Below are 21,303 nucleotides of genomic sequence, written 5' to 3'. Positions count from 1 at the left end.
GAGAGAAAGTGCAAGAGAGGCCCAGATTTGGAGTTTGCGATTAGGGCCCAAGACCCGCTAGACAGCGTGAAGTGACGTAGGGAGTGATGGGTGCGGATCGTTCTTTTATTGGTTTTGGCTGGATTGACCGCAGTTAGCGGTGTCTGGGCAGCTCGTCAGGGTGTTTTTGACAGCGAACGGGTTCGGCTTGTTCGTATGATGACCGGTAATGATCCGGCAGCGGTCCGGACCGCCAAGCTTATGGAACAAGGCGTATCGAGTAAGACAGAAGCTGCGCTCTTTGCAGCTGCGGGGCAGGAGTTCGATCTTCTCCATGGCGACCGGAGCGTCTCCCTGGCGTGGTATCTGATCGAAGCCTTTGCCTTCAAAGACCCGAAGCATGCCTATTTCGACTGGAAGGAGGACAGTGAGACCGTTGTTCCCGCGTTGAATGCAATGCTGGACGCCTATGGTGTTACTCAGCGTCCTGACCTGAAGCTCCTGCAGGAACATGAGACTGCCTATGCGCCAAGCTACTCGGCCATGCCGATTATTGTTGCCCATTACACCCCGATCTTCGAGGCGAATGGCCTCGCCCTCATGGATCTCGATGCCAATTGGGATGCCTACTATTTCTTTGTGGTTCGCAACTCGACGGCGAATATCTGGCAGAGCGTAAAGATTGAGGAGGATGGTACAAGCGGCTTGCGGATCGGAAAAATCCAACCTGTGCCTGATGCATTTACTGATAAAGTCAGCTTGACCAAGGTCTTTGAGCAAAGCCTGTCCATCCTGGCTCAACCAGCGGTGCCATGGTATGCGGGCCTTCCCGGTATCCCGTGAGAGCCAGAGTAGGCCGGAGATGGGCTTCAGATGCGGCGTGTGAACGACCCCGGCAATATCCGGGGTCGAAACGTAGTCAATTCTCAGTGCTGGTTCACGCCGATTTGCTGGCCTTTGCGGCAAGGGCCAGAGCGATATAGCTCCAGCCGTTCATGAGGACGGAGATACCGGCGATCAGGCCGAGTACCCACACTGCGGAGCCGGGCAGGTCCATCCAGATCATGAGACCTGCTCCGAGCGAGACGGCTCCGGCAATGGCCACCCAGAACCAGCCTTCATGCGGGCGGATCTTGAAAGCGAGCAGCAGCTGGGTGACGCCCTGTGCCACGAAAGTGGCAGCGATGACCAGCGTCAGGGCAAAGGTGCCTGCCAACGGGTTCACATAGATCACGATACCGCCAATGAGGGCGATCAGACCGGTAATCAGGTTCCAGAGAAACCCGGACCAGCCCTTGGTCTTGAAGGCGTGGTAGATCTGGAACAGGCCGCCAACAAAGAACACCGCTGCGATAAGCAGGGTGACGGCAATGGATGTGGCGAGTGGTGCTGCAATCAGCACGATACCGCCGATCACCAGTGCGATGCCAAGGACAAGGAACCAGACCCAGTTGTCCTGAACCTTTTCCCGGAAATTTTCAAAAGTCTCAATTGCGTCGGACATTGATGCCTCCAATTGCTCAAATCCAAAATGACCTCCGCTCCTTTTGCAGGGTGGCTTCGAGTGCCAGGCGGCGGAGTTAATGGCATTTGAATGCAAATTGTCAGACTTGTCATCCTCTGTCTCGGCAACCCTGCCTTGCTTGAAAAGCTGGGCCAAGGACATGGTTTGGGTGCGGCAGGGCGTTGGAAAACATGCCGTATCGTTCATTTGGTTTGAATTCTGGTCAGTTTTCGTTACTGGTTCTTGTCATGACCTACACCGGCAAAGTTCTCAGGCATGATCAGATAGCGCTCTCAAGGCATCCCGTGTCGTTCAGGCATGCCTTGCGATGGCCCGCTGCCGCAACATGGAACCGGTTGGGATTTCCGAGAATTTCAGGCACTGCCGTCACGACCTTCAGGGAGTTGTGACAAGCATGCCGCACGCAGTTTTTTCCGAAAAGGGAATTGGGAATGAGTGATCGGGTAGTGGTGACCGGTGTAGGCGTCGTGTCGCCGCTCGGCGTTGGTGTCGAGGCGTTCTGGAAGAAAGTTGCCGCCGGTGAAAACGGCATTCGCGCGATCACGGAGTTTGATACAGATGGCCTGGCCTGCAAGATCGCGGGCTTTGTGCCATCCATAGAGCAAGACCCGAACGGTTTCGATATTGACCGTTATATCGAGCCAAAGGAACAAAAGCGGTTCGACCGCTTTATTCATTTCGCCATAGCAGCCGCCAACGAAGCGTTGGACCAAGCGGGCTGGAGCCCGCAAACGGAAGAGGAAAAGACGCGTTCGGGCACAGTCATAGCCTCTGGAGCCGGCGGTTTTCCGACGTTGACGGCAGGTACGCGGCTTATTGACGAGAAGGGGCCGCGTCGGGCGTCCCCCTTTCTGGTTTCCTCCTTCCTGTCGAACCTTGCGAGCGGACAGGTATCGATCCGTCACGGACTGAAGGGACCAATCGGCGCGCCGGTCACCGCCTGCGCTGCAAGCCTTCAGGCCATTGGTGATGCGGCGAGATACATTCGTTCCGGTGAAGCGGATGTCATGGTTGCCGGAGGCACGGAAGCCAGCATCGACCGGATCGCCTATGCAGCGTTCTGTGCCATCCGCGCCATGTCTTCAAAGCGCAATGACGATCCCTCACATGCCTGCCGCCCCTTCGACAAGGACCGGGATGGCTTTGTGATGGGTGAGGGCGCAGGTGTGCTGGTTCTCGAGCGCGAATCCCACGCCTTGGCACGTGGCGCGAAAATACTGGCTGTGCTCAGCGGATATGGCACCACGGCGGATGCGCATCATGTCACTGCAGCTCCGCAGGACGGGGAAGGTGGTCTGCGGGCCATGAAGCTGGCCATCCAGCGTGCGGGCCTTACACCTGACGATATCGGGTATGTGAATGCCCATTCCACATCGACCCCCATTGGCGACACTGCCGAAATCGCGGCGCTTGCCACGCTATTTGCCGGTCGCGGCAAGAGCCTTGGCGTGTCCTCCAGCAAGTCCATGTTCGGGCATTTGCTGGGTGGGGCCGGGGCTGTCGAATCCATCGCCTGCATTTGCGCGCTTCAGTCCGGTATTTTGCCTCCGTCCCGTAATCTGGAGACACCGGATGACGTTGTTTCCCAGTTCGATCTGATCCCGCACAAAGGTGTGAAACGGCAGGTCGATCATATCCTGACCAACGGCTTCGGCTTTGGCGGGGTGAATGCCAGCGCGGTTTTCTCGCGCGTTATCTGATCCTTCGGTTTTTCGATTGGTCCCTGATTGACGGCACTGAGAGCTAACGGCTTGCGTGTCCAGAATTTCCCGTATATGAGAAATTATCTCGAATTTGGGAGTTCTGATATGGATGTTGATGGCAAGCTGGGGCGGCGCATCGCAGATCTGCGGCAAGAGCGTGGGCTGACGCTGGATGCAGTTGCCGCCAGCAGTGGTCTCAGTCGCGCCACGCTGTCGCGGATCGAGCGGGGGGAGACCAGCGCCACAGCTGCAAGCCTCGGTCAACTCGCCAAGGCCTTCTCCATTCCCATGGCCGCCTTCTTCGGCGGGGCTGAGCCGGAAGGAAACGCGCTTCTATCGGCTCCTCTTCAGCCGGTCTGGCGCGATCCGGAAACAGGCTTTTTGCGCCGATCCCTTTCCCCGGCTGCTGCGGGGTATCGCGGCAGCCTGATCGAAGGGGAAATTCCGGCAGGACAGACAGTCGCCTATCCAGACACGCCGATTGCCGGACTGGAGCATCATCTGGTGCTGGTATCTGGCCAGCTCGAGGTCACCATTGGTGATGAAATCCATATTCTTTCTGAAGGTGACTGCCTGCGGTTTAGTCTCTATTCCGGCAACAGTTACAAGGCGCTGGGCGATCATCCTGCGCGCTATTATCTGTGTGTGATCCAGCCATGACAAAGCGCACCAACGTGACCATCGAAAAAGTTGCGGCAAGCGGGTTCCTTGCGCTCGTACCGCGCCTTGCCGAAATCCTGAAAGCCTGTGTGGAAGGGGGAGCCGGTGTCGGTTTTGTTCTGCCCGTGGCCCTGGACCGGCTGACAGCTTTCTGGGCCGGACAGCACGAAGCGTTGAAGGCGGGGACGGCCCATCTGCTTGTCGCCAGACTTGATGGGGAGATTGTCGGCACAGTGATGGTGTGCCATGCACCGCAGGACAATGGGCAGCACCGGGCCGAGGTGGCGAAGCTTCTGGTTCATCCCGATGCACGCAGGCGCGGCATCGCCAGAAGGTTGCTGGTGACCGTGGACAGCCTTGCACGCTCACATGGGAAGACGCTTCTTGTCCTCGACACGGTGACCGGCGATACGGCGGAAGGGCTCTATCCGCAGGTCGGGTATGAAAGGGTCGGGGTCATTCCGGATTATGCCCTGTCGCCGGAAGGTGTGCCCAATCCGACGACGGTTTTCTACAAGCGCCTTTCATCAGCCGTTTGAAAGCAGCGGTTTCCGGTTTGCCGGGTCTTCCCTCGAGCGGCTCCTTCGGCTAAATCCCGCTCCATGAGCAAGAACGCAAAAATCGACGACGCTGCCCGCTTGCCGGACATCATTCCGCCGGCGGTGATCCTGTGCGAACCGCAATTGGGCGAGAATATTGGAACCGCCGCCCGCGCCATGGCCAATTTCGGCTGGGTGGACCTGCGTATTGTCAATCCCAGAGATGGCTGGCCGAGCGAAAAGGCCCGTGCGGCAGCAAGCCGGGCCGATCATGTGATCGACAAGGTTCAGGTGTTCGACAGTCTTGAGGCGGCAATTGCCGACCTGACCTTTGTCTTTGCGACGACAGCCCGCTCCCGTGAAGTGCCGAAGCCCGTGCGCGGTCCGGACGAAGCGGCCGCCAAAGTCGTTGAAAACGGTCTTTTGGGACATCGTACCGGGTATATCTTCGGCCGCGAGCGCTGGGGCCTCAACAACGAGGAAGTGGCGCTTGCTGACGAGATCGTGACGTTGCCGGTTGACCCGGATTTTGCCTCCCTGAACATTGCGCAGGCTGTTCTTGTCTGTGCCTATGAATGGCGCAAGACCGCGACCGGCGGGGCTTTGCCCTTCCGTCTCAGCGAAGAGGTGCATCCGCCCGCATCCAAGGAAGATGTTGTCCGCTTCTTTGAACATCTGGAAGGCGCGCTGGATACGGTAACTTTTTTCCGTCCGCCCGAACGCCGCCCTCATATGGTCAGAACTTTGCGCAATATCTTCCAGAAGGCGGAACTGACTGATCAGGAAGTTCGCGCTTTGCGCGGTGTGGTGGCGGCCCTTGAGCGGCGCCAGACACGGCTGCGCAAGGACGAGAGTGACAACGGCGACGAGGCATAAATCATGACAGATGGGCGGCCAATCCTGATGTTTGATTCTGGAGTTGGTGGTCTGACGGTTTTGCGGGAGCTGCGTCTGCTGCTTCCCTATGAACCCATTCTTTATGTCGCGGATGATGCCGCGTTCCCGATCGGGGCGTGGGAGGAGGAGCCGCTCAAGGAACGGCTCCTCAATTTGTTAGACACGCTCATCCGCCGCTATCAGCCCAAAGCCAGTGTCATTGCCTGCAACACGGCCTTCACGCTTGCAGGGGAGGCGCTGCGGGCGGCTCATCCTGATCACCCCATTGTTGGTACGGTTCCCGCAATCAAGCCTGCGGCCGAGCGCACGGCTTCGGGTCTTGTCTCGGTTCTTGCGACGCCTGGCACGGTCCGGCGGGCCTATACCAAAAAGCTGATCGACAGCTTTGCCAGCAAGTGCCACGTCCGCCTTGTCGGCTCGGATCATCTGGCGTCCCATGCGGAACAGGAGCTGCGGGGCGAGCCTGTGAGCGACGATTCCCTTCGCGCCGAGATCAGCGCGTGTTTCCTGGAAAAAGACGGCCTTCGGACTGATATCGTGGTTCTGGCCTGCACCCACTATCCGTTCCTTGCCAACCGGTTTCGCCGTATCGCGCCGTGGCCGGTGGACTGGCTCGATCCTGCCGAGGCCATTGCGCGGCAGGTGGTACGGGTGCTTGGGGACGACCTGTCCGTCAGACCTGCGGACTTTCACGACCGGGCGGTTTTCACATCCGGACAGGACACGGCCGCGCTTCGACGTTTGCTTGCAGGGTTCGGGCTGGAATTGTCAGGCGGCCAGCAGCGTTTTTGACACAAGCCCCGAAATGGCCTGTTTCGCGTCGCCTTTCAGGCAGGCGATTTCCCGGTTCAACTGATCAGGATGCAGGGATAGGCCGGGCGGAATGCTGAGCACGGACACAGAGCAGTCCAGCAGCGGGAACTCTCGCTCCACCCCGAAGCGGTCCCGCGAGACAATGTGCCCGCGTGCCCGGTCTTCCGGGGAATAGAAGCTTTCAATGTCCCGCCGAAATGCGGTCTTCAGCTTTTCCATGTGCTCCAGAACGGTCTCGCGGCTTTGTCCGACAAGTCCGACGAAGAAATCGTCGCCGCCAATGTGGCCGTGGAAGCAGTTGCTGATATTGACCGTTCTTTGCAGCAATTCGCCGAACATCAGGATGGCGCGGTCGCCCTGACGGAAGCCGTATCTGTCGTTGAAGGGCTTGAAATTGTCGAAGTCGAGATAACACAGGTGCCGAAGCGTATCGGTCTTGTCGGCAGCCTCGATCAGGAACCGGGCAACGGCGGCATTCCCGGGAAGGCGGGTCAGCGGGTTCTGGTCCTGCGCCTCAAGCAGGCGCTTTTCGTGAATGATCTTCAACAGAGACGTTGCCGACAGAAAGCCCGCATAGCGGAAGTTCTCCGTGATGACGATGCCATCGGATTCCAGCGAGGCGGCAAAGGTCAGGAGCAGCGTGTTTGCGTCGGAATCAATGTCAGCGATAGGGCAGGAACGGATGAAGTTCTGCAGCGGCATTTCCAGAGCCTGATCCCGGTCTCGCTCGTGGATGTCAGTGCCATAGAGATAGGCCTTCAAATCGCGCTCGTGGATCAGACCGCGCGGTTCCTGATTGTCATCGACTACCGGAATGACGCTCTGGTCCTCACAGGCGACGACAAGGTTCAGCAGGTCCCGGATCGAGGCGTCAAAGCGGATCGTGTGCGCCTGAACCAGTTCACGGTGAATGTTCTGTTCCTCGCGCCTGCGTCTTTCCTGAAACGTCCCTGTTCTTAGATGCTCGTAAAAGAGACGGGACTGCGGGCGGGAGTGAACCGGATCGGCGATAAACGTCCCTTGCACCAGGTCGCAGCCCGCATCACGGCAAATCTTGTATTCCCGCTCCGTTTGAATGTCCTCGGCGACAATGCGCGCGCCGAGCACCCTTGCCAGACTTGTCACGGAAGTCAGCAACAGCCGCTTGCGCGGGCTGGTCTCGATACCGTCAAGAATATAGCGATCGATTGTCACGAAATCCGGCGACAGATCATGCAACTGCTGCAGGTCGGAGTTGCCGCTGCCAAACTGCGCCAGTGAAATCGGCAAGCCGCTTTGGCGGAGCAGGGCAAGACTGTGCTCCATGACCTCGCATCGCGGGCCCATTCGGTCACTCGCAAGGTCCAGCACGATATTGGCCGGAGCCAGCCCAGCCTGACTGATAGCCTGGGGCAGCGTGCTGCGCGGATCATGATCAAGCCCAAGGGCGCGTCCGTCAAACGGCACGAAGAGTTTTGTTCCTCGCGCTGCCCCCAAGGTTTGGAAGCTCTCGATAGCAAGACGAATGAAATCCAGCTCGAATTCCGGCAGCGCGTTAGACCCGGCTGCCTGGTTCCAGAGTTTCGTGATCAGCGATCCAGTCTGGCCGTCGGAGCCCGCCAGGTCGGCGCGATACCCGTAGACAACACCGGAACTTGTGTCGGCGAGGGGATGGAAGACGATGGACTGCCCGGATAAAACACTCTCGACAATATCCGTGGTGCTGCCGGGGCGGCGCAAAAAGAATGTAACTTCCCCGTTTGAGGGAGGCTCATTCCGGTCCGGTAAATCCGTCGAGCGTTCCATAACTTCCGGTTTTAATATCGGCTTTATATTGGTAATAGTTGCAATGTATAAATTATCGATTCTTAACAATTTGGAAATGCCTGCCAGCCGGTGAGGAGACAGATTGTTTGTGGCGCAATCAGCGGAAAAGCTGATAATTCCGCCGCTGTGGTTGACTTTATTCCCCGCTTTCGATACCACCCGCCGAGCTGTTTGGGGAATCCTCCAGACGGTCCACGCACCCGTGAGCTATTCCAGCCGGCGCCGTCTAGCTGGAGCTCTGTCGACCCATCAAGGCAATCCGTTGCTGCGAAGGGGGAAGGAGGGCGCGTTTCCTTGAAGAAAAACAACGCGTTAACCTAAGGAAACCGCGATGTCAAAGCGCCATAGCGTTAAGTACAAAATCGACCGCCGGATGGGCGAAAACATCTGGGGTCGTCCGAAGAGCCCGGCAAACAAGCGTGAATATGGCCCCGGCCAGCACGGTCAGCGCCGCAAGGGCAAGCTGTCCGACTTCGGTGTTCAGCTCCGCGCCAAGCAGAAGCTGAAGGGCTATTACGGCAACATCTCCGAAAAGCAGTTCCGCAAGGTCTATGACGAAGCCTCCCGTATGAAGGGTGATACGTCTGAAAACCTGATCGGTCTTCTCGAGCGTCGCCTGGACGCCATCGTCTACCGTGCGAAGTTCGTACCGACCGTCTTTGCTGCTCGCCAGTTCATCAACCACGGTCACGTCAAGGTCAACGGCAAGCGCGTCAACATCGCGTCCTACCGTGTTCGTCCGGGCGATGTGGTTGAAGTTCGCGAAAAGTCCAAGCAGCTCGTGATCGTTCTGGAAGCAATCCAGTCCGCAGAGCGTGATGTTCCGGATTACCTCGATGTTGATCACGGCAAGATGACCGCAAGCTACAGCCGCGTTCCGAGCTTCTCTGACGTACCGTATCCGGTACAGATGGAACCGAACCTGGTGGTCGAGTTCTATTCGCGCTAATTTCCAGGCGCCGAATACAGTTCTCGAAAAACCCCGCTGGAAACAGCGGGGTTTTTTGTGTTTTGAAGTGATTAATTTTGCCTTATCTTCATTTTATTTCTGCTGAGGATGAAAGCACTTTGTCCGCGATGCACTGATCCACTTTGCCCTCTAGATTTCGGTCTAGAGTTCCGGGAGGTGTCTTCCAGCCTTTTTCTTCGAATACGATATAAGCAACCCTCATTAGGTCTACTTGATAGCGTTTGCTCTCGAAATACTGTTCGCTCGGTATAATTACCTCGACTGGCGTTTGCAGTTCCAAAAGGCCATGTATGCCTCCAACAGCGCCGAAGATCGTCTTTACACAGGCTTCGGTGGAACTCTCGCACTCTTGTTTGCAGAGTTGAACAATTCCCTTTGTGTGGTTCGAGTGCATCAAAGCGACTGATGCAGCTGTTCGTGAGATGCTTTTTTCAGACTCGTTAATGAGACCAAAATTCAGTCTGCCTATGAGTTCTTTGCCCATTGTGTAGGCGCCTGCAAATTTTAGCTTATCAGATGGGGAAAGCATTGAATAATAGTGGCCAAGAACGACAAGTGCACGTAGATCATATTTGTCTAACTCATGTGCGAAGTTTTCCAGCGTAGCCATCGTTTCAGAAGAGATGGGTTTTCCAACTAGGAGGTTGTTCAGTGCAGCTATCCATAGAACAAATTTTGCACCATCAGACGATGTTTCGATGCTTGCGAGACCTACTAAGTCACTCTGGTTTCCCTGATGGAGTTGTCTGAACATATATCCCGTGGCTGGTCCGACTTCACCGAGTTCGAGTAATTCACGAATGCCCGGAACTCCGTTTTGTATGTTTTTAGCCTTCAGGTGGGCTGCGGCGATTTGACTATCCTTTTCGATTACAGATAGCCAAGAGGTACCCGACAGACCTCCCGGGGCTTTAAGCAGTGTATTGCGCTCCTTTCTCGACAAAGAAAGCATATAGGGTGAAAAAGCGCCTGGCCGGTCAGTTATTCGCCCCAACATTAGCCTAGCATTGGTGTCACCTTCTTTGGCTAGCGCAGATAGAATATTCAAGCTGGTTTCATCATCGTCCGACAACCATGCTTGAATAGCCGTCCTGAATTTTTCCTCCGTCGAGGAGGCATGTGTGGCGAAGGTCAACAAAAAGAAAGCAGCAATCAAGAATAGGTGTTTCACAATAGATTTCTCCGATGTGCAAGATTGTTTTTTGAGGTCTACTCAAGGGTGTTTTTAGAGTTTAACGATGTCGCTTTGATTTTCCATATTATAGTGAAGTGCTGCGGGATGAGCATTATGACTATCCCGATGTTCGGGCGAGCGTTCCCAAAACCTTGCCCCCCTTTCTGCAATCCGATAAACCGGCGCACACACGAAGGGCCTCTGGAGCAGGGGCGGTGGGCTTGGGTGCGGTGACATGAGTGATCTTTCCAGTCTCGGGGATGCGGCAGGAGATGTGCCGGTGTTGCTGCGCAATGCGCCATCGTCTGTCGAATTCAAGAAGCTGCGCAAGCGGTTGCTGCGCCAGACGCGTCAGGCCATCGATGACTTTGGAATGCTCCCCGAAAGTGCGCGCGAAACGCCGGTGAAGTGGCTGGTGTGTCTCTCCGGTGGCAAGGACAGCTATACGCTTCTGGCCGTCCTGCTGGAGCTCAAGTGGCGGGGCCTGCTGCCGGTTGATTTGCTGGCCTGCAACCTCGATCAGGCCCAACCGGGGTTCCCGACCGATGTGCTGCCGAAGTTCTTTGAAGACAACGGCATCGAGCACCTGATCATCCGCGAAGACACCTATTCCATCGTCACCGACAAGATCCCGGCCCACCGGACCTATTGTTCGCTCTGCTCACGCCTGCGCCGCGGCATTCTCTATCGTGTTGCGCGGGAAAATGGCTGCGAGGCTGTGGTTCTTGGTCACCACCGGGAAGACATTCTGGAAACCTTCTTCATGAACCTCTTTTATGGCGGGCGATTGGCCTCCATGCCGCCGAAACTGGTGAATGACGAGGGCGATCTGCTGGTCCTGCGCCCGCTGGCCTATTCGGCGGAAGGGGATATCGCGAAATTTGCGAATGGCATGGATTTCCCGATCATCCCGTGCAACCTCTGCGGCTCGCAGGACGGTCTGCAGCGCGAGGAAGTGAAACGGATGCTGCAGGGCTGGGAAAAGCAAAACCCCGGACGCCTTTCCATCATGGCAAGGGCTCTGGGCAATACGCGTCCCTCTCATTTGCTCGACCGCTCGCTGTTTGATTTTGTTGGCGTTCGTCCGGGAAATGCGGCAACGAGTGGCGGAGAGGCGGAAGAACCTTGTGGGGCGAGCCTCGCCATGACGCAAAAGCTGTTTGCCGCCGAATAGGGTTGGCCTATGAAAGCGTTGGACTGGAAAAATTGCTATGACCTAGCTATCTCTAGGTCATGTTGCAGACAGTAGAAGCCGTATCAAACGATTATCAGATCCTGGTCGAGCCAGCGTCCGGGTGGGTGGAAGCGCGCAGGGGAGAGGTCCTACTTGCCCGCACCAACCGTGCGCAGGTCATGTATGAGACGCGGCGCGAACCGGTCATCTATTTTCCCCTTGAGGACCTGATGGTTCCTCTGACCCCCGATCCCGATTTTCAGACATTTTGCCCGTTCAAGGGAACTGCGTCCTATTTCGATATCGAGGTTGAGGGCGCGCGTTTCGGGCGGGCTGTCTGGCAATACAAGCACCCTCTGCCGGAGAGCGCGGCGCTTGCCGGTTACATTGCCTTCATGCCCGGTGTGGCCGATGTCATCGACACCGGCCTTACCGAACTGAAAGTCTCACCGGGCCACAATATTTCAGGTCCCATTGTCGACTGGATGCTGCGCGAAGCGCCTGCTATCGGCTCTGCGGAAGCGCTGACCGCAGAACTCGGGCGCACGCTGGTCAGGAACGGGGTTGCCGTATTCCGGCTGAGCGTTCTCATCTGGTCGCTTCATCCGCAGATCGCCGGACGGCGCTATGTGTGGACCCGCGACGGCGACAAGGTTGAGGCGTTTGAGGCTTCTCACGAAGGCATCAGCACCAGCGAAGCCTACAAGACCAGCCCGTTTCATTATGTCTCGCAAGGCCTTGGCGGCGTGCGGCAGAAGCTGGATGTGAACCCGGAAGAGTTCCGCTTTTCCATCATGGGCGATTTGCGGGAGCAGGGGGCGACCGATTATGTGGCCATGCCCATGCCGTTTTCCGGCGGCCAGATCAACATTCTGACCATTGCAAGCGATCACCCGAAAGGCTTCACAACGGCCAATCTCGGCCTGATTTTCGAGTGCGCTCCAATCCTCAGTCGGCTTTACGAGGTCTTTGCGTTGAAGAGCAATGCGGAAGGCCTGCTGGAGACCTATCTGGGGGCGCGCACCGGGGCCCGTGTTCTGGGCGGAGAAATCCGGCGGGGCGACGGCGACGTCATCGATGCGGCCATCCTGTTTTGTGATCTCAGGTCATCGACCCGGCTTGAAAGCGAGCTGGGGCGAGAGGCCTATCTGGAATTGCTCAATCACTTCTTTGAGGTGACGACGGAGGTGGTCAATGCCCATTCCGGTGAAGTTTTGAAGTTCATCGGCGATGCGGTGATGGCCATCTTTCCCGTCACGGCGGGACAGGGCGAAGCGTGCCGTCAGGCTGTTCAGGCATCTCTGGAGATTGTCCGGCAGCTGGCGGAGCCGAAAAGTGATGCGCAGCCACCGGTGGAGTGCGGCATCGGCGTTGCCTTCGGCGATGTGACCTACGGCAATGTGGGGTCAAGGGAGCGACTGGATTTCACTGTCATTGGCGGAGCGGCCAATCTGGCGGCTCGGCTCAGCGACTATGGCAAGACGGTCGGTCAGTCCATCGTGGTGGCAGAGGGCGTCTGCAACGACCCGTCTCTCAAGCCGATACCGCTTGGCGAACTTGAACTGCGCAACGTATCGCGGCCCATAGGGGCCTTTGCCCTTTGTGCGGTTGACTGAGCCGTATGATCAGCGGACAGAGGCCGGGCCGTCGAAGCCGCCGGCCGGCTGGTTGCGGACGAGGATGACAAGACCTTCGTCCGTCGGCTCTGCATTTTTGGTGGCAACGCCGCCATAGCCCTTGCAAAGGTCTTCTGCGGACTTGCCGTCATGCGGCGCAAAAATGGTGATCTTGGTGCAGTCGACCCGGCGCAGTTCGCCGGTCGGCTTTTCAACCGTCATTGCAAAGGCAAAGCCGGTGAGTGCGGCTGCAACCGTCAGTGCTGATACCGTGATGAGCTTCATTTCCCCTAACCCCCTGGCAAGTGAACCAGTGATCTGAAAAGACCGGTCTGGCCCCTAGTCTGGGTGGAGAATGACCGTACGCAACTGTACTCACCCTGAAACGGGCATTCATCCTGCGTTCAGAATAGATGATTCGTCAGAATTTTCCGAGACTTCAAAGAAAAAGGCAGCCATATGTCGGCTGCCTTCTTGAAAATTCCAATTCAGGGGAGAATTTCCCCTGGTGAAACTCAGGCGCTTTGCTTGGTTTCAATGCCCTTGTCATTCAGGGTCTGCTGCAGTTCCTGGTTCTGGAACATTTCGCGGATGATGTCGCAACCGCCGACAAACTCGCCCTTGACGTAGAGCTGCGGGATGGTCGGCCAGTTGGTGAATTCCTTGATGCCCTGACGCAGTTCATCGTCTTCAAGTACGTTGATGCCCTTGTAGGGGGCGCCAAGGTAGTCGAGAATCTGAACGACCTGACCGGAGAATCCGCACTGCGGGAAATTCGGCGTGCCCTTCATGAACAGCACGACATCATTGGTCGATACTTCGTTCTTGATCCAGTCCTGGATGCTCATATCGGTTCGTCCTTGTTCAGCCGGGGGCTGGCCCGGTCGGAGAATGGAAGAGGTGAGGGACGTGGCCGGTTGCGGCAAAGTCCCTCCTTGTCTGGGATTAGTCCGGCGCCTTCGTCTGCAAGGCAAGGGCATGCAGCTCGCCGCCCATGTTGCCCTTCAGGGCTTCATAGACAAGCTGGTGCTGCTGGACACGGCTCTTGCCGCGAAAGGCCTCGGACACAACATTTGCAGCATAGTGGTCACCGTCACCGGCAAGGTCCCGGATTTCCACTTTCGCGTCCGGCAGGGCTGCCTTGATGAGCTCTTCAATATCATTGGCTGCCATTGGCATGTTGGGTGCGTCCTTCCCTCGGGTTTATTCCTGCGACCTAGCGCTTGGCGGTCATGTAGTTCGGGAACCAATTTTCATGCGCTTCGCGCAAAGTTTCAACTGATATGGTGAGGATGCCCTCAACAGTCAAATCCTTGCCGCCAGTGGTTCCGATATTATCGACGTCCACACCGGCGTCCAGCGTGTCTTCGATGATCGCGTCGACACGGTCTTGCGGAACAGTCACAACGTAGCGGCCCTGATCTTCACCAAAGAGAGCTGCGTGCGCCGGACCTTTCACCTTTACGGTTGCGCCGATACCGCTGGACATGGCCATTTCGGCAAGGGCAACCCCGAGACCGCCAGAGGAAATGTCATGAACGGCGGTCAGGCGGCCTGCACCAATGAACTGGCGGATGAGCTGGCCGTTGCGCTTTTCAAGGGAAAGATCGACCGGCGGGGGAGCGCCTTCCTCGCGGCCGAGAACGTCAGCCAGATATTGTGAGGCGCCCAGATGGGTTCCCTTGCCGCCAATCACGAGAATGGCATCGCCTTCGCCTTCAAACGCGGCCTTGGCGCGCACATTGACGTCCGGAAGCAGGCCGACGCCGCCAATTGCCGGGGTCGGCAGGATGGCCTGACCGTGGGTCTCGTTGTAAAGCGATACGTTGCCAGAGACGATCGGGAAGGACAGTTCGCGGCAGGCTTCGCCAATACCTTTGATGCAGCCAACGAACTGGCCCATGATTTCCGGCTTTTCCGGGTTGCCGAAGTTCAGGTTGTCGGTTGCAGCCAGCGGCTCGGAGCCAACGGCAGTCAGGTTGCGCCAGACTTCTGCCACGGCCTGCTTGCCACCTTCAAACGGATCTGCCTCACAGTAGCGCGGTGTCACATCGACGGTGAAGGCAAGGCCCTTGCGGCCACCATTCACACGGATGACGCCGGAATCGCCGCCCGGAGTTGCTGCCGAGTTGCCCTGAATAAGGGTGTCATACTGCTCATAAACCCAGCGACGGGACGATCCGTTGGCATTGCCCACGAGGGTTCTCAGAGCTTCTGCATAATCAGCGGGTTCGGCAATATCGGCAGCCTTCAGTACGGGGCGCTTTTCCGATTCGACCCACGGACGGTCATACTCGGGAGCTTCGTCACCCAGTTCCTTGATCGGGAGATCGGCAACAACCTCGCCCTGATGCTTCACCACAAAGCGGAGCGTGTCAGTGGTTACCCCGACAATGGCAAAGTCCAGACCCCACTTCTTGAAGATCGCCTTGGCTTCGCCTTCGAGCTCGGGACGGAGAACCATGAGCATGCGCTCCTGGCTTTCCGAGAGCATCATTTCATAGGCGGTCATGTGTTCTTCGCGAACCGGCACGCTGTCGAGGTCGAGCTCGATGCCGAGGTCGCCCTTTGCGCCCATTTCGACGGCGGAGCAGGTCAGGCCAGCAGCGCCCATGTCCTGAATGGCGATAACCGCGCCGGTTTCCATCAGCTCAAGGCAGGCTTCCAGAAGGCATTTTTCGGTGAAAGGATCGCCGACCTGAACGGTCGGGCGTTTTTCTTCGATGGTCTCGTCAAACTCGGCAGATGCCATGGTCGCACCGCCGACACCGTCACGGCCCGTTTTGGCACCCAGATAGACGACCGGCAGGCCAACGCCCTCGGCCTTGGAAAGGAAGATGCTGTCGGACTTGGCAAGACCGGCTGCAAAGGCGTTCACAAGGCAGTTGCCGTTGTAGCGGGCATGGAACTCGACTTCGCCGCCGACAGTGGGAACACCGAAGGAGTTGCCGTAGCCGCCGACACCGGCAACAACACCGGAAACAAGATGGCGTGTACGTGGATGATCCGGCTCGCCGAAGCGAAGGGCGTTCATTGCCGCAACCGGACGAGCGCCCATGGTGAAGACGTCACGCAGAATGCCGCCAACACCGGTCGCTGCTCCCTGATAGGGCTCGATATAGGACGGGTGGTTGTGGCTCTCCATCTTGAAGACAACCGCCTCGCCATCTCCGATATCCACGACGCCTGCGTTTTCTCCGGGGCCCTGAAGAACGCGCGGACCTTCGGTCGGAAGGGTCTTCAGCCACTTCTTGGAGGATTTGTAGGAACAATGCTCGTTCCACATGGCCGAAAAGATGCCGAGCTCGGTGAAGGTCGGCTCGCGGCCGATCAGGTCGAGAATCCGTGCATATTCGTCCGGCTTGAGGCCATGGGATTCGATGAGTTCGGGCGTGATCTGGATGGTGTTCGGGATCATGTCGGTCCGCTTAACTTGTCGGTCGGCCTGGCTCGCAGGCGGGAATGCCGCCGTGTAGCAGATTGTGTGAAGGAAGGGGAGACTCGGATATCAAAGAAATCGGGATTAATGCAGGTGAAAAGCCGGGCCTGGACCGCACTATGTATTTATTAAGCTGTTTCTGCGATGATTGACTGTAAGGCTTCCATTGGTAAAGGTTGTCATTAATGAATATATTTTTTTGAAAGTTTTGCCTAGCGCGGGCGTTAACTGAAATAGTAAATACATTGTTACTATTGGTTCCATTCGGTGATTTTACAGTGTAATTACGCTGGGTAATTTATTGAGGGCGATTTTTGATGCAGAGCAATCCAACCTTGCTGCCAAATAAGTTCGATGGCCAGCTAGATCGCTTGTCCTGCCTTATTTCGCGGTTTCGCGTTCAGGCGACTGTGGTCATGCCGAACAAGGTTTACGTCGAGCCTGCGAACTTCTTTGTCTTTGAAACCGCAGACAAGCGTATTGAGCTTATCTTTTGTCCGCATGTTGACACGCTGTCCGCTCTCAGCGGCAAATGCAGCAAGTCGATTTCCGGTGAGATCGTGGCTGCTGCGCTGATTTCAATTTCGGGGGCAGGGGAGCATCTTGTCGCAGCATTGCCCAAGACCATTCACGTCTCTCTGCACGATGTGCCGGCGCTTGAGGCCATCATTTCGCCTATTGTGGAGGAGGTGCGTGATCCTCGCTGTGGGGGGCAGGCGGTCCTGCTACGCCTGACTGAGGTCTTTGTAATTCGGCTTCTGAGGCACGTGGTATCGCAGCGTGGCACAAGTGTGGGGCTGCTGGCCGGGCTGGCGCATCCGCGCCTGTCGGTTGCCCTGGTTTCAATCCACGATGCTCCGACGAAACAATGGAGCCTGGAGGAGCTGGCAGACGTTGCCGGAATGTCTCGAACGCAGTTTGCCGTGACGTTCAAGGAAATTATCGGCGTGACGCCCGGTGCCTATATTTCCAATTGGCGCCTTGATATTGCCAAGTCGGAACTCGCAAGCGGTGTTTCGATCAAGGACGTTGCGAAAATCAGCGGGTTTTCCAGCACGGCGGCCTTTTCAAGGGCTTACAGTCGGCGGTTTGGACATGCGCCCAAATATGCCCGCAGTCCGATGGAGGCTCCGGGGCGGCAGATCGGCATAACCGATCAGGATGTTAGCGAACCGGCTTTTCCATCGCGCGCAGTTCATCACTGATATCATCAAGCTTGCGAGAGAGGACGGCTTCTGCGTCGCGCAGACCGCGGTTGTAGTAAACCGCGCCTAAGTGCTCGCCGAGAAAGTCGATGGCGCGTTCGGCATCCATGTTGCCGATCTCGACATCACATTCCCGCTCCAGATAGGAGCGGAGTTCTGAAGCCAGAAATCCACGTTCTTCACGAGAGAGGGTTTCCGGCTTCATTTCGAAGTTCCTGTTTCGCTTCAGGCAGCCGCCAGAATGCTTTCGAAGATGAGGCGTCCGTCGAGACCGCCATGCAGGGGCTCAACAAGGTTTTCCGGATGCGGCATCATGCCAAGCACGTTGCCCTTGGCGTTCATCACGCCGGCAATGTTGTTCAGTGATCCGTTCGGATTCGTGCCATCTGCATACCGGAACACGACCTGACCGTTGTCCTCGATGGACTTCAGTGTCTCTGCATCCGCAAAATAGTTGCCGTCGTGGTGGGCAACCGGGCAGCGCCACACCTGGCCCTTCTGGAACTTGCCGGAAAAGCGGGTGGCGTCCGTCACCGTCTCCAGAAGCACTTCCTTGCAGACAAAGTTGAGGCCTGCGTTGCGCATCAACGCGCCGGGCAGGAGGCCTGCTTCGGTGAGGATCTGGAAGCCGTTGCACACGCCCAGAACCGTGACACCTTTTTCCGCCTTGGAGACGAGGTCCTTGAGGATCGGTGAGCGGGCGGCAATGGCGCCGGAGCGCAGGTAGTCGCCGTAGGAGAAGCCGCCGGGAACAACCACCAGATCGACATCAGGAAGCGTGGCTTCGCCATGCCAGATGGACTGGGGACGCGAGCCGGTGATCAGTTCCAGAGCGGCGAACATGTCGCGGTCGCGATTGGAACCCGGGAAAATGATAACAGCGGTTTTCATGAGCGAAAGTTCCGATGCTGTGGTCAGAGAAGGAAGAAGACGGCGAGGGCGGCGCAGAACGCCGGAACAAGGATGAAGATCGCGGCCTTGATCGCCATGAATTTTACGGCGCGGGCGCTGTCTTCATCCATGGTTGGCCCTTACACGATCTCGATGGCGTAGTTCTCGATCACGGTGTTGGCGAGAAGCTTCTCGCACATCTGCTCCAGATTGGCCTTGGCTGCGGCTGCATCTGCGCCAGTCAGTTCCACATCGAAAACCTTCCCCTGACGGACAGAGCCAACGCCGTCAAAGCCGAGGCCGCCAAGAGCGCCTTCAATGGCTTTTCCCTGAGGATCGAGCACTCCGTTTTTCAAGGTGACGATCACGCGTGCCTTCATGATGCGGTTCTCCAAGGCTTTCAAAGCGGCGGTTAGGCCGGACAAACAGGAATGGGGCTCCCCATACACGAGGAGCCCCATCAACAAAAGACCTGATCTCAAGAAAAGCCGGGAATTGTCTGTCGGCCTTTCAGGATCGGCAGAGGCTTACTGAACGAGCGTCGGGCCGTTGACGGCCGGGCGGTCGTTTTCGATCAGGATGCCAAGGCGCTTTGCAACTTCCTGGTAGGCTTCAAGCATGCCTCCCATGTCGCGGCGGAAGCGGTCCTTGTCCATCTTCTCGTTGGTCTTGATGTCCCACAGACGGCAGCTGTCAGGGGAAATCTCGTCGGCAACGACGATGCGCATCATGTCGCCTTCATAAAGGCGGCCGCATTCGATCTTGAAGTCGACGAGGCGGATGCCGACGCCGAGGAACAGACCGGAGAGGAAGTCGTTGACGCGGATGGCGAGTGCCATCATGTCGTCGAGTTCCTGCGGAGAGGCCCAGCCAAAGGCGGTGATGTGCTCTTCGGCGACCATCGGGTCGTCAAGCTCATCGGCCTTGTAGTAGAACTCGATGATGGAGCGCGGCAGTTGCGTGCCTTCTTCCAGACCGAGGCGCTTGGCGATGGAACCGGCAGCCACGTTGCGGACAACGATCTCGAGCGGAATGATTTCCACTTCGCGGATCAGCTGTTCGCGCATGTTCATGCGGCGAATGAAGTGCGTCGGAATCCCGATCGCATTCAGATGATTAAAGATATACTCGGAAATCCGGTTGTTGAGGACGCCCTTGCCGTCAACAATCTCGTGCTTCTTGTTGTTAAAGGCGGTGGCATCGTCCTTGAAATGCTGAATCAGCGTGCCCGGTTCCGGGCCTTCGTAAAGGATCTTGGCCTTGCCTTCATATATGCGCCGACGGCGATTCATGGGTACGTACCGTGTATGTTTGAGGAAATCCATATAACGGGGGTTCTTTCCTAACCTGTCGTTTGTCCTCCCCTTGTTGCGCGGCGTCACTCGCGCAAGCTGGGGGAAACTCTGGGTTTGGGCCCCGTATCAGCGGCGCGGAACTTACCCGAAGCAGGGGAAAAGTACAATCGGTCGCTGAAAATGAATGAAATAACCCTCATCCTTTTGCATGTAAGGCTTCTTCCTGCGTTGATTTGCGCACCTCCAGCCGATATGCAGGTGGCCAAATCGTTCCTATATGGAAAGCATAGAAGCATTCCAGACATTCGGGAGATACCGAGATGAGCACGTTCGACAAGCGCGAAGAAGGTTTTGAGAGCAAGTTCGCGCATGACGAGGAGCTGCGGTTCAAGGCGACCGCACGACGCAACAAGCTTTTGGGCCTTTGGGCTGCCGATCTTCTGGGCAAGTCCGGCACGGACGCAGAAGACTATGCAAAGGAAGTTGTCCGCTCCGACTTCGAAGAGCCGGGTGACGAGGACGTGTTCCGCAAGATTCGCGGCGACCTTGATGCCGCTGGCGTCGAGCTGTCCGACCATCAGATCCGTCGCACCATGGACGAACTGATGCACACGGCTGTCGATCAGATCCAGAATCAGGGCTGATCGACCGAAGGTTCAGGTTTTTGAGCCCTCGCCATCGGCGGGGGCTTTTTTTGTTCAAAATGACCTTGTTGGTTCGCCCGGTTCCGGCTTTCATCCAGCTCACGAGAGTTTGGAGGAACCTGGAATGTCCGATCACAGATCGCTTGCAGCCAAAATGCGCGACGGGGAACATGTCGTAACAGCCTGGTCGCTTCTGCCGTATCCGATTGTCTCCGAACTTCTGGGCCGAAATGGCTATGAGGCCGTGACCCTCGACATGCAGCACGGCATGCACGACATCGCCAGCATTCGAAACACGGTCGTCTCTCTTGCCCTTGTGGGCAGCCACAGGATTGCACGCATCCCGGTGGGCGACTTTGCTTCGGCAAGCCGACTGCTCGATCTGGGAGCGGAGGCCATCATTGCGCCGATGATCAACAGCAAGGCCGATGCGCAGGCCTTCGCTGACTTCATGAAGTATCCGCCTGTCGGAAAACGCAGTTGGGGACCGCATCGCGGAGCAACGATCTCGGGCCATGATGTCGGGCAATATCCGGCGCTCGGGGATCGGGATACGCTTTCGCTTGCGATGATTGAAACGCCCGAAGCGCTGGCTGCACTGGACGACATTCTGTCCGTGCCCGGTCTTGATGGTGTGTTTGTCGGGCCTGCGGACTTGTCCCTGACGGTTGCAAAGGGGGCGGGCATCGACCCTACCGGCAAGGCGACCATGGACGCTGCAGCCCACATCGCTGCCCGTACACGGGCTGCCGGCAAAATCGCCGGGGTCTTCTGCGTGTCTGCGGACATGGTCGTTGAGACGCGAGCCATGGGCTATCAGCTGGCAGCGCACGGTGTTGATACTGCTATGCTGAGTGAAGCGGCTGCTGCCATGCGCAGTGAGGTCTAACAGGCTGCTGAACAACGCCTTGCGTTTGCGCAATCTCAGTCCTGCGGTTTGATTTTGGACGGTTTGAGCAGCCGCGGGCGCCGG

Annotated in this window: 24 protein-coding genes; 12 read left to right on the top strand and 12 right to left on the bottom strand. The window is 57.3% G+C overall.

Annotated features, from left to right (window positions below; translation table 11 throughout):
* Positions 1-90: 90 nt before the first annotated feature.
* Positions 91-822, top strand: a complete 732-nt coding sequence (locus F0155_RS15985) for a DUF6630 family protein (protein WP_150525547.1) — start codon at positions 91-93, stop codon at positions 820-822.
* Between the two features lie 94 nt (positions 823-916).
* Here the strand turns inward: F0155_RS15985 and F0155_RS15980 are convergent, their stop codons facing one another.
* Positions 917-1,483: an HdeD family acid-resistance protein gene (locus F0155_RS15980; RefSeq protein WP_150525546.1), complete on the bottom strand. Its 567-nt coding sequence runs from the start codon at positions 1,481-1,483 to the stop codon at positions 917-919.
* A gap of 452 nt (positions 1,484-1,935) precedes the next feature.
* Here F0155_RS15980 and fabF point away from each other — a divergent pair, with 452 nt between their 5' ends.
* The 5 genes from fabF (at position 1,936) to murI (ending at position 6,095) form a co-directional block, all read left to right on the top strand.
* Positions 1,936-3,204: a beta-ketoacyl-ACP synthase II gene (fabF, locus tag F0155_RS15975; protein WP_150525545.1), complete on the top strand. Its 1,269-nt coding sequence runs from the start codon at positions 1,936-1,938 to the stop codon at positions 3,202-3,204.
* Between the two features lie 108 nt (positions 3,205-3,312).
* A complete protein-coding gene (locus tag F0155_RS15970; protein WP_150525544.1) occupies positions 3,313-3,867 on the top strand; it encodes a helix-turn-helix domain-containing protein in 555 nt (184 codons plus the stop codon).
* The gene (locus F0155_RS15965) at positions 3,864-4,406 is read left to right on the top strand and encodes a GNAT family N-acetyltransferase (protein ID WP_150525543.1); all 543 of its coding nucleotides are present in this window, start codon (positions 3,864-3,866) and stop codon (positions 4,404-4,406) included. The genes F0155_RS15970 and F0155_RS15965 overlap by 4 nt, the downstream gene beginning before the upstream one ends.
* A 63-nt stretch (positions 4,407-4,469) precedes the next feature.
* A complete protein-coding gene (locus F0155_RS15960; RefSeq protein ID WP_150525542.1) occupies positions 4,470-5,282 on the top strand; it encodes an RNA methyltransferase in 813 nt (270 codons plus the stop codon).
* A gap of 3 nt (positions 5,283-5,285) precedes the next feature.
* On the top strand, positions 5,286-6,095 hold the full coding sequence (gene murI, locus F0155_RS15955) for a glutamate racemase (protein WP_150525541.1): 810 nt from the start codon (positions 5,286-5,288) through the stop codon (positions 6,093-6,095).
* Here the strand turns inward: murI and F0155_RS15950 are convergent.
* Complete coding sequence (locus F0155_RS15950) at positions 6,072-7,901, bottom strand: GGDEF domain-containing protein (RefSeq protein WP_150525540.1); 1,830 nt, start codon at positions 7,899-7,901, stop codon at positions 6,072-6,074. The genes murI and F0155_RS15950 overlap by 24 nt on opposite strands.
* A gap of 352 nt (positions 7,902-8,253) precedes the next feature.
* Here F0155_RS15950 and rpsD point away from each other — a divergent pair, with 352 nt between their 5' ends.
* The gene (gene rpsD, locus F0155_RS15945) at positions 8,254-8,871 is read left to right on the top strand and encodes a 30S ribosomal protein S4 (RefSeq protein ID WP_150525539.1); all 618 of its coding nucleotides are present in this window, start codon (positions 8,254-8,256) and stop codon (positions 8,869-8,871) included.
* An 88-nt stretch (positions 8,872-8,959) separates the two neighbouring features.
* Here the strand turns inward: rpsD and F0155_RS15940 are convergent, their stop codons facing one another.
* On the bottom strand, positions 8,960-10,063 hold the full coding sequence (locus F0155_RS15940; RefSeq protein WP_150525538.1) for a hypothetical protein: 1,104 nt from the start codon (positions 10,061-10,063) through the stop codon (positions 8,960-8,962).
* Positions 10,064-10,301: 238 nt separating this feature from the next.
* Between F0155_RS15940 and ttcA the strand changes: the two genes are divergently transcribed.
* Both ttcA and F0155_RS15930 read left to right on the top strand, forming a co-directional pair.
* Positions 10,302-11,240: a tRNA 2-thiocytidine(32) synthetase TtcA gene (gene ttcA, locus F0155_RS15935; RefSeq protein WP_150525537.1), complete on the top strand. Its 939-nt coding sequence runs from the start codon at positions 10,302-10,304 to the stop codon at positions 11,238-11,240.
* Between the two features lie 59 nt (positions 11,241-11,299).
* Positions 11,300-12,856 (top strand): DUF427 domain-containing protein, encoded by a 1,557-nt coding sequence (locus F0155_RS15930; RefSeq protein ID WP_150525536.1) that lies wholly within the window; start codon positions 11,300-11,302, stop codon positions 12,854-12,856.
* Between the two features lie 9 nt (positions 12,857-12,865).
* On the opposite strand, the gene F0155_RS15925 is transcribed toward F0155_RS15930, so the two are convergent.
* The 4 genes from F0155_RS15925 to purL form a co-directional block, all read right to left on the bottom strand.
* Positions 12,866-13,141 carry an antitermination protein gene (locus tag F0155_RS15925; protein ID WP_150525535.1) on the bottom strand — a complete coding sequence of 92 codons (276 nt, stop codon included), beginning with the start codon at positions 13,139-13,141 and terminating at the stop codon, positions 12,866-12,868.
* A gap of 230 nt (positions 13,142-13,371) precedes the next feature.
* The gene (gene grxD, locus F0155_RS15920) at positions 13,372-13,704 is read right to left on the bottom strand and encodes a Grx4 family monothiol glutaredoxin (RefSeq protein WP_150525534.1); all 333 of its coding nucleotides are present in this window, start codon (positions 13,702-13,704) and stop codon (positions 13,372-13,374) included.
* Between the two features lie 97 nt (positions 13,705-13,801).
* Positions 13,802-14,035, bottom strand: a complete 234-nt coding sequence (locus tag F0155_RS15915; RefSeq protein WP_150525533.1) for a BolA family protein — start codon at positions 14,033-14,035, stop codon at positions 13,802-13,804.
* Between the two features lie 37 nt (positions 14,036-14,072).
* Complete coding sequence (purL, locus tag F0155_RS15910) at positions 14,073-16,274, bottom strand: phosphoribosylformylglycinamidine synthase subunit PurL (RefSeq protein ID WP_150525532.1); 2,202 nt, start codon at positions 16,272-16,274, stop codon at positions 14,073-14,075.
* Positions 16,275-16,612: 338 nt separating this feature from the next.
* Here purL and F0155_RS15905 point away from each other — a divergent pair, with 338 nt between their 5' ends.
* Positions 16,613-17,500, top strand: coding sequence for a helix-turn-helix transcriptional regulator (locus F0155_RS15905; protein ID WP_150525531.1), 888 nt, complete (start codon positions 16,613-16,615; stop codon positions 17,498-17,500).
* Here the strand turns inward: F0155_RS15905 and F0155_RS15900 are convergent.
* The 5 genes from F0155_RS15900 to purC form a co-directional block, all read right to left on the bottom strand.
* Positions 17,460-17,705, bottom strand: coding sequence for a DUF2164 domain-containing protein (locus F0155_RS15900; RefSeq protein WP_150525530.1), 246 nt, complete (start codon positions 17,703-17,705; stop codon positions 17,460-17,462). The genes F0155_RS15905 and F0155_RS15900 overlap by 41 nt on opposite strands.
* A gap of 20 nt (positions 17,706-17,725) precedes the next feature.
* Positions 17,726-18,391, bottom strand: a complete 666-nt coding sequence (gene purQ / locus F0155_RS15895) for a phosphoribosylformylglycinamidine synthase subunit PurQ (protein ID WP_150525529.1) — start codon at positions 18,389-18,391, stop codon at positions 17,726-17,728.
* Between the two features lie 23 nt (positions 18,392-18,414).
* Positions 18,415-18,522 carry a phosphoribosylformylglycinamidine synthase-associated small membrane protein gene (locus F0155_RS23940; RefSeq protein WP_150525528.1) on the bottom strand — a complete coding sequence of 36 codons (108 nt, stop codon included), beginning with the start codon at positions 18,520-18,522 and terminating at the stop codon, positions 18,415-18,417.
* Positions 18,523-18,531: 9 nt separating this feature from the next.
* Complete coding sequence (gene purS, locus F0155_RS15885) at positions 18,532-18,771, bottom strand: phosphoribosylformylglycinamidine synthase subunit PurS (RefSeq protein ID WP_192913825.1); 240 nt, start codon at positions 18,769-18,771, stop codon at positions 18,532-18,534.
* Between the two features lie 147 nt (positions 18,772-18,918).
* Entirely contained in the window at positions 18,919-19,683 is a 765-nt protein-coding gene (gene purC, locus F0155_RS15880; protein ID WP_150525527.1) for a phosphoribosylaminoimidazolesuccinocarboxamide synthase, read from the bottom strand.
* Between the two features lie 323 nt (positions 19,684-20,006).
* Here purC and F0155_RS15875 point away from each other — a divergent pair, with 323 nt between their 5' ends.
* Both F0155_RS15875 and F0155_RS15870 read left to right on the top strand, forming a co-directional pair.
* Positions 20,007-20,330 carry a DUF1476 domain-containing protein gene (locus F0155_RS15875; RefSeq protein WP_150525526.1) on the top strand — a complete coding sequence of 108 codons (324 nt, stop codon included), beginning with the start codon at positions 20,007-20,009 and terminating at the stop codon, positions 20,328-20,330.
* Between the two features lie 124 nt (positions 20,331-20,454).
* Complete coding sequence (locus F0155_RS15870; protein ID WP_150525525.1) at positions 20,455-21,219, top strand: HpcH/HpaI aldolase family protein; 765 nt, start codon at positions 20,455-20,457, stop codon at positions 21,217-21,219.
* The last annotated feature ends 84 nt before the right edge of the window (positions 21,220-21,303 follow it).

The sequence above is a fragment of the Roseibium sediminis genome, assembly GCF_008711325.1.
GTDB classification, from domain to species: domain Bacteria; phylum Pseudomonadota; class Alphaproteobacteria; order Rhizobiales; family Stappiaceae; genus Roseibium; species Roseibium sediminis.
Note: the sequence above shows the minus strand (reverse complement) of the source record. Positions and strands in the feature narration are given on the sequence as shown.

Coding starts and splice junctions, on each gene's coding strand:
- F0155_RS15870 (WP_150525525.1), top strand. CDS start 20,455: ATGTCCGATCACAGATCGCTTGCAGCCAAAATGCGCGACGGGGAACAT.
- murI (WP_150525541.1), top strand. CDS start 5,286: ATGACAGATGGGCGGCCAATCCTGATGTTTGATTCTGGAGTTGGTGGT.
- fabF (WP_150525545.1), top strand. CDS start 1,936: ATGAGTGATCGGGTAGTGGTGACCGGTGTAGGCGTCGTGTCGCCGCTC.
- F0155_RS15900 (WP_150525530.1), bottom strand. CDS start 17,705: ATGAAGCCGGAAACCCTCTCTCGTGAAGAACGTGGATTTCTGGCTTCA.
- F0155_RS15950 (WP_150525540.1), bottom strand. CDS start 7,901: ATGGAACGCTCGACGGATTTACCGGACCGGAATGAGCCTCCCTCAAAC.
- purQ (WP_150525529.1), bottom strand. CDS start 18,391: ATGAAAACCGCTGTTATCATTTTCCCGGGTTCCAATCGCGACCGCGAC.
- F0155_RS23940 (WP_150525528.1), bottom strand. CDS start 18,522: ATGGATGAAGACAGCGCCCGCGCCGTAAAATTCATGGCGATCAAGGCC.
- F0155_RS15930 (WP_150525536.1), top strand. CDS start 11,300: ATGTTGCAGACAGTAGAAGCCGTATCAAACGATTATCAGATCCTGGTC.
- F0155_RS15970 (WP_150525544.1), top strand. CDS start 3,313: ATGGATGTTGATGGCAAGCTGGGGCGGCGCATCGCAGATCTGCGGCAA.
- F0155_RS15875 (WP_150525526.1), top strand. CDS start 20,007: ATGAGCACGTTCGACAAGCGCGAAGAAGGTTTTGAGAGCAAGTTCGCG.
- F0155_RS15905 (WP_150525531.1), top strand. CDS start 16,613: ATGCAGAGCAATCCAACCTTGCTGCCAAATAAGTTCGATGGCCAGCTA.
- F0155_RS15965 (WP_150525543.1), top strand. CDS start 3,864: ATGACAAAGCGCACCAACGTGACCATCGAAAAAGTTGCGGCAAGCGGG.
- rpsD (WP_150525539.1), top strand. CDS start 8,254: ATGTCAAAGCGCCATAGCGTTAAGTACAAAATCGACCGCCGGATGGGC.
- F0155_RS15960 (WP_150525542.1), top strand. CDS start 4,470: ATGAGCAAGAACGCAAAAATCGACGACGCTGCCCGCTTGCCGGACATC.
- F0155_RS15915 (WP_150525533.1), bottom strand. CDS start 14,035: ATGCCAATGGCAGCCAATGATATTGAAGAGCTCATCAAGGCAGCCCTG.
- F0155_RS15980 (WP_150525546.1), bottom strand. CDS start 1,483: ATGTCCGACGCAATTGAGACTTTTGAAAATTTCCGGGAAAAGGTTCAG.
- purS (WP_192913825.1), bottom strand. CDS start 18,771: ATGAAGGCACGCGTGATCGTCACCTTGAAAAACGGAGTGCTCGATCCT.
- F0155_RS15925 (WP_150525535.1), bottom strand. CDS start 13,141: ATGAAGCTCATCACGGTATCAGCACTGACGGTTGCAGCCGCACTCACC.
- purC (WP_150525527.1), bottom strand. CDS start 19,683: ATGAATCGCCGTCGGCGCATATATGAAGGCAAGGCCAAGATCCTTTAC.
- purL (WP_150525532.1), bottom strand. CDS start 16,274: ATGATCCCGAACACCATCCAGATCACGCCCGAACTCATCGAATCCCAT.
- ttcA (WP_150525537.1), top strand. CDS start 10,302: ATGAGTGATCTTTCCAGTCTCGGGGATGCGGCAGGAGATGTGCCGGTG.
- grxD (WP_150525534.1), bottom strand. CDS start 13,704: ATGAGCATCCAGGACTGGATCAAGAACGAAGTATCGACCAATGATGTC.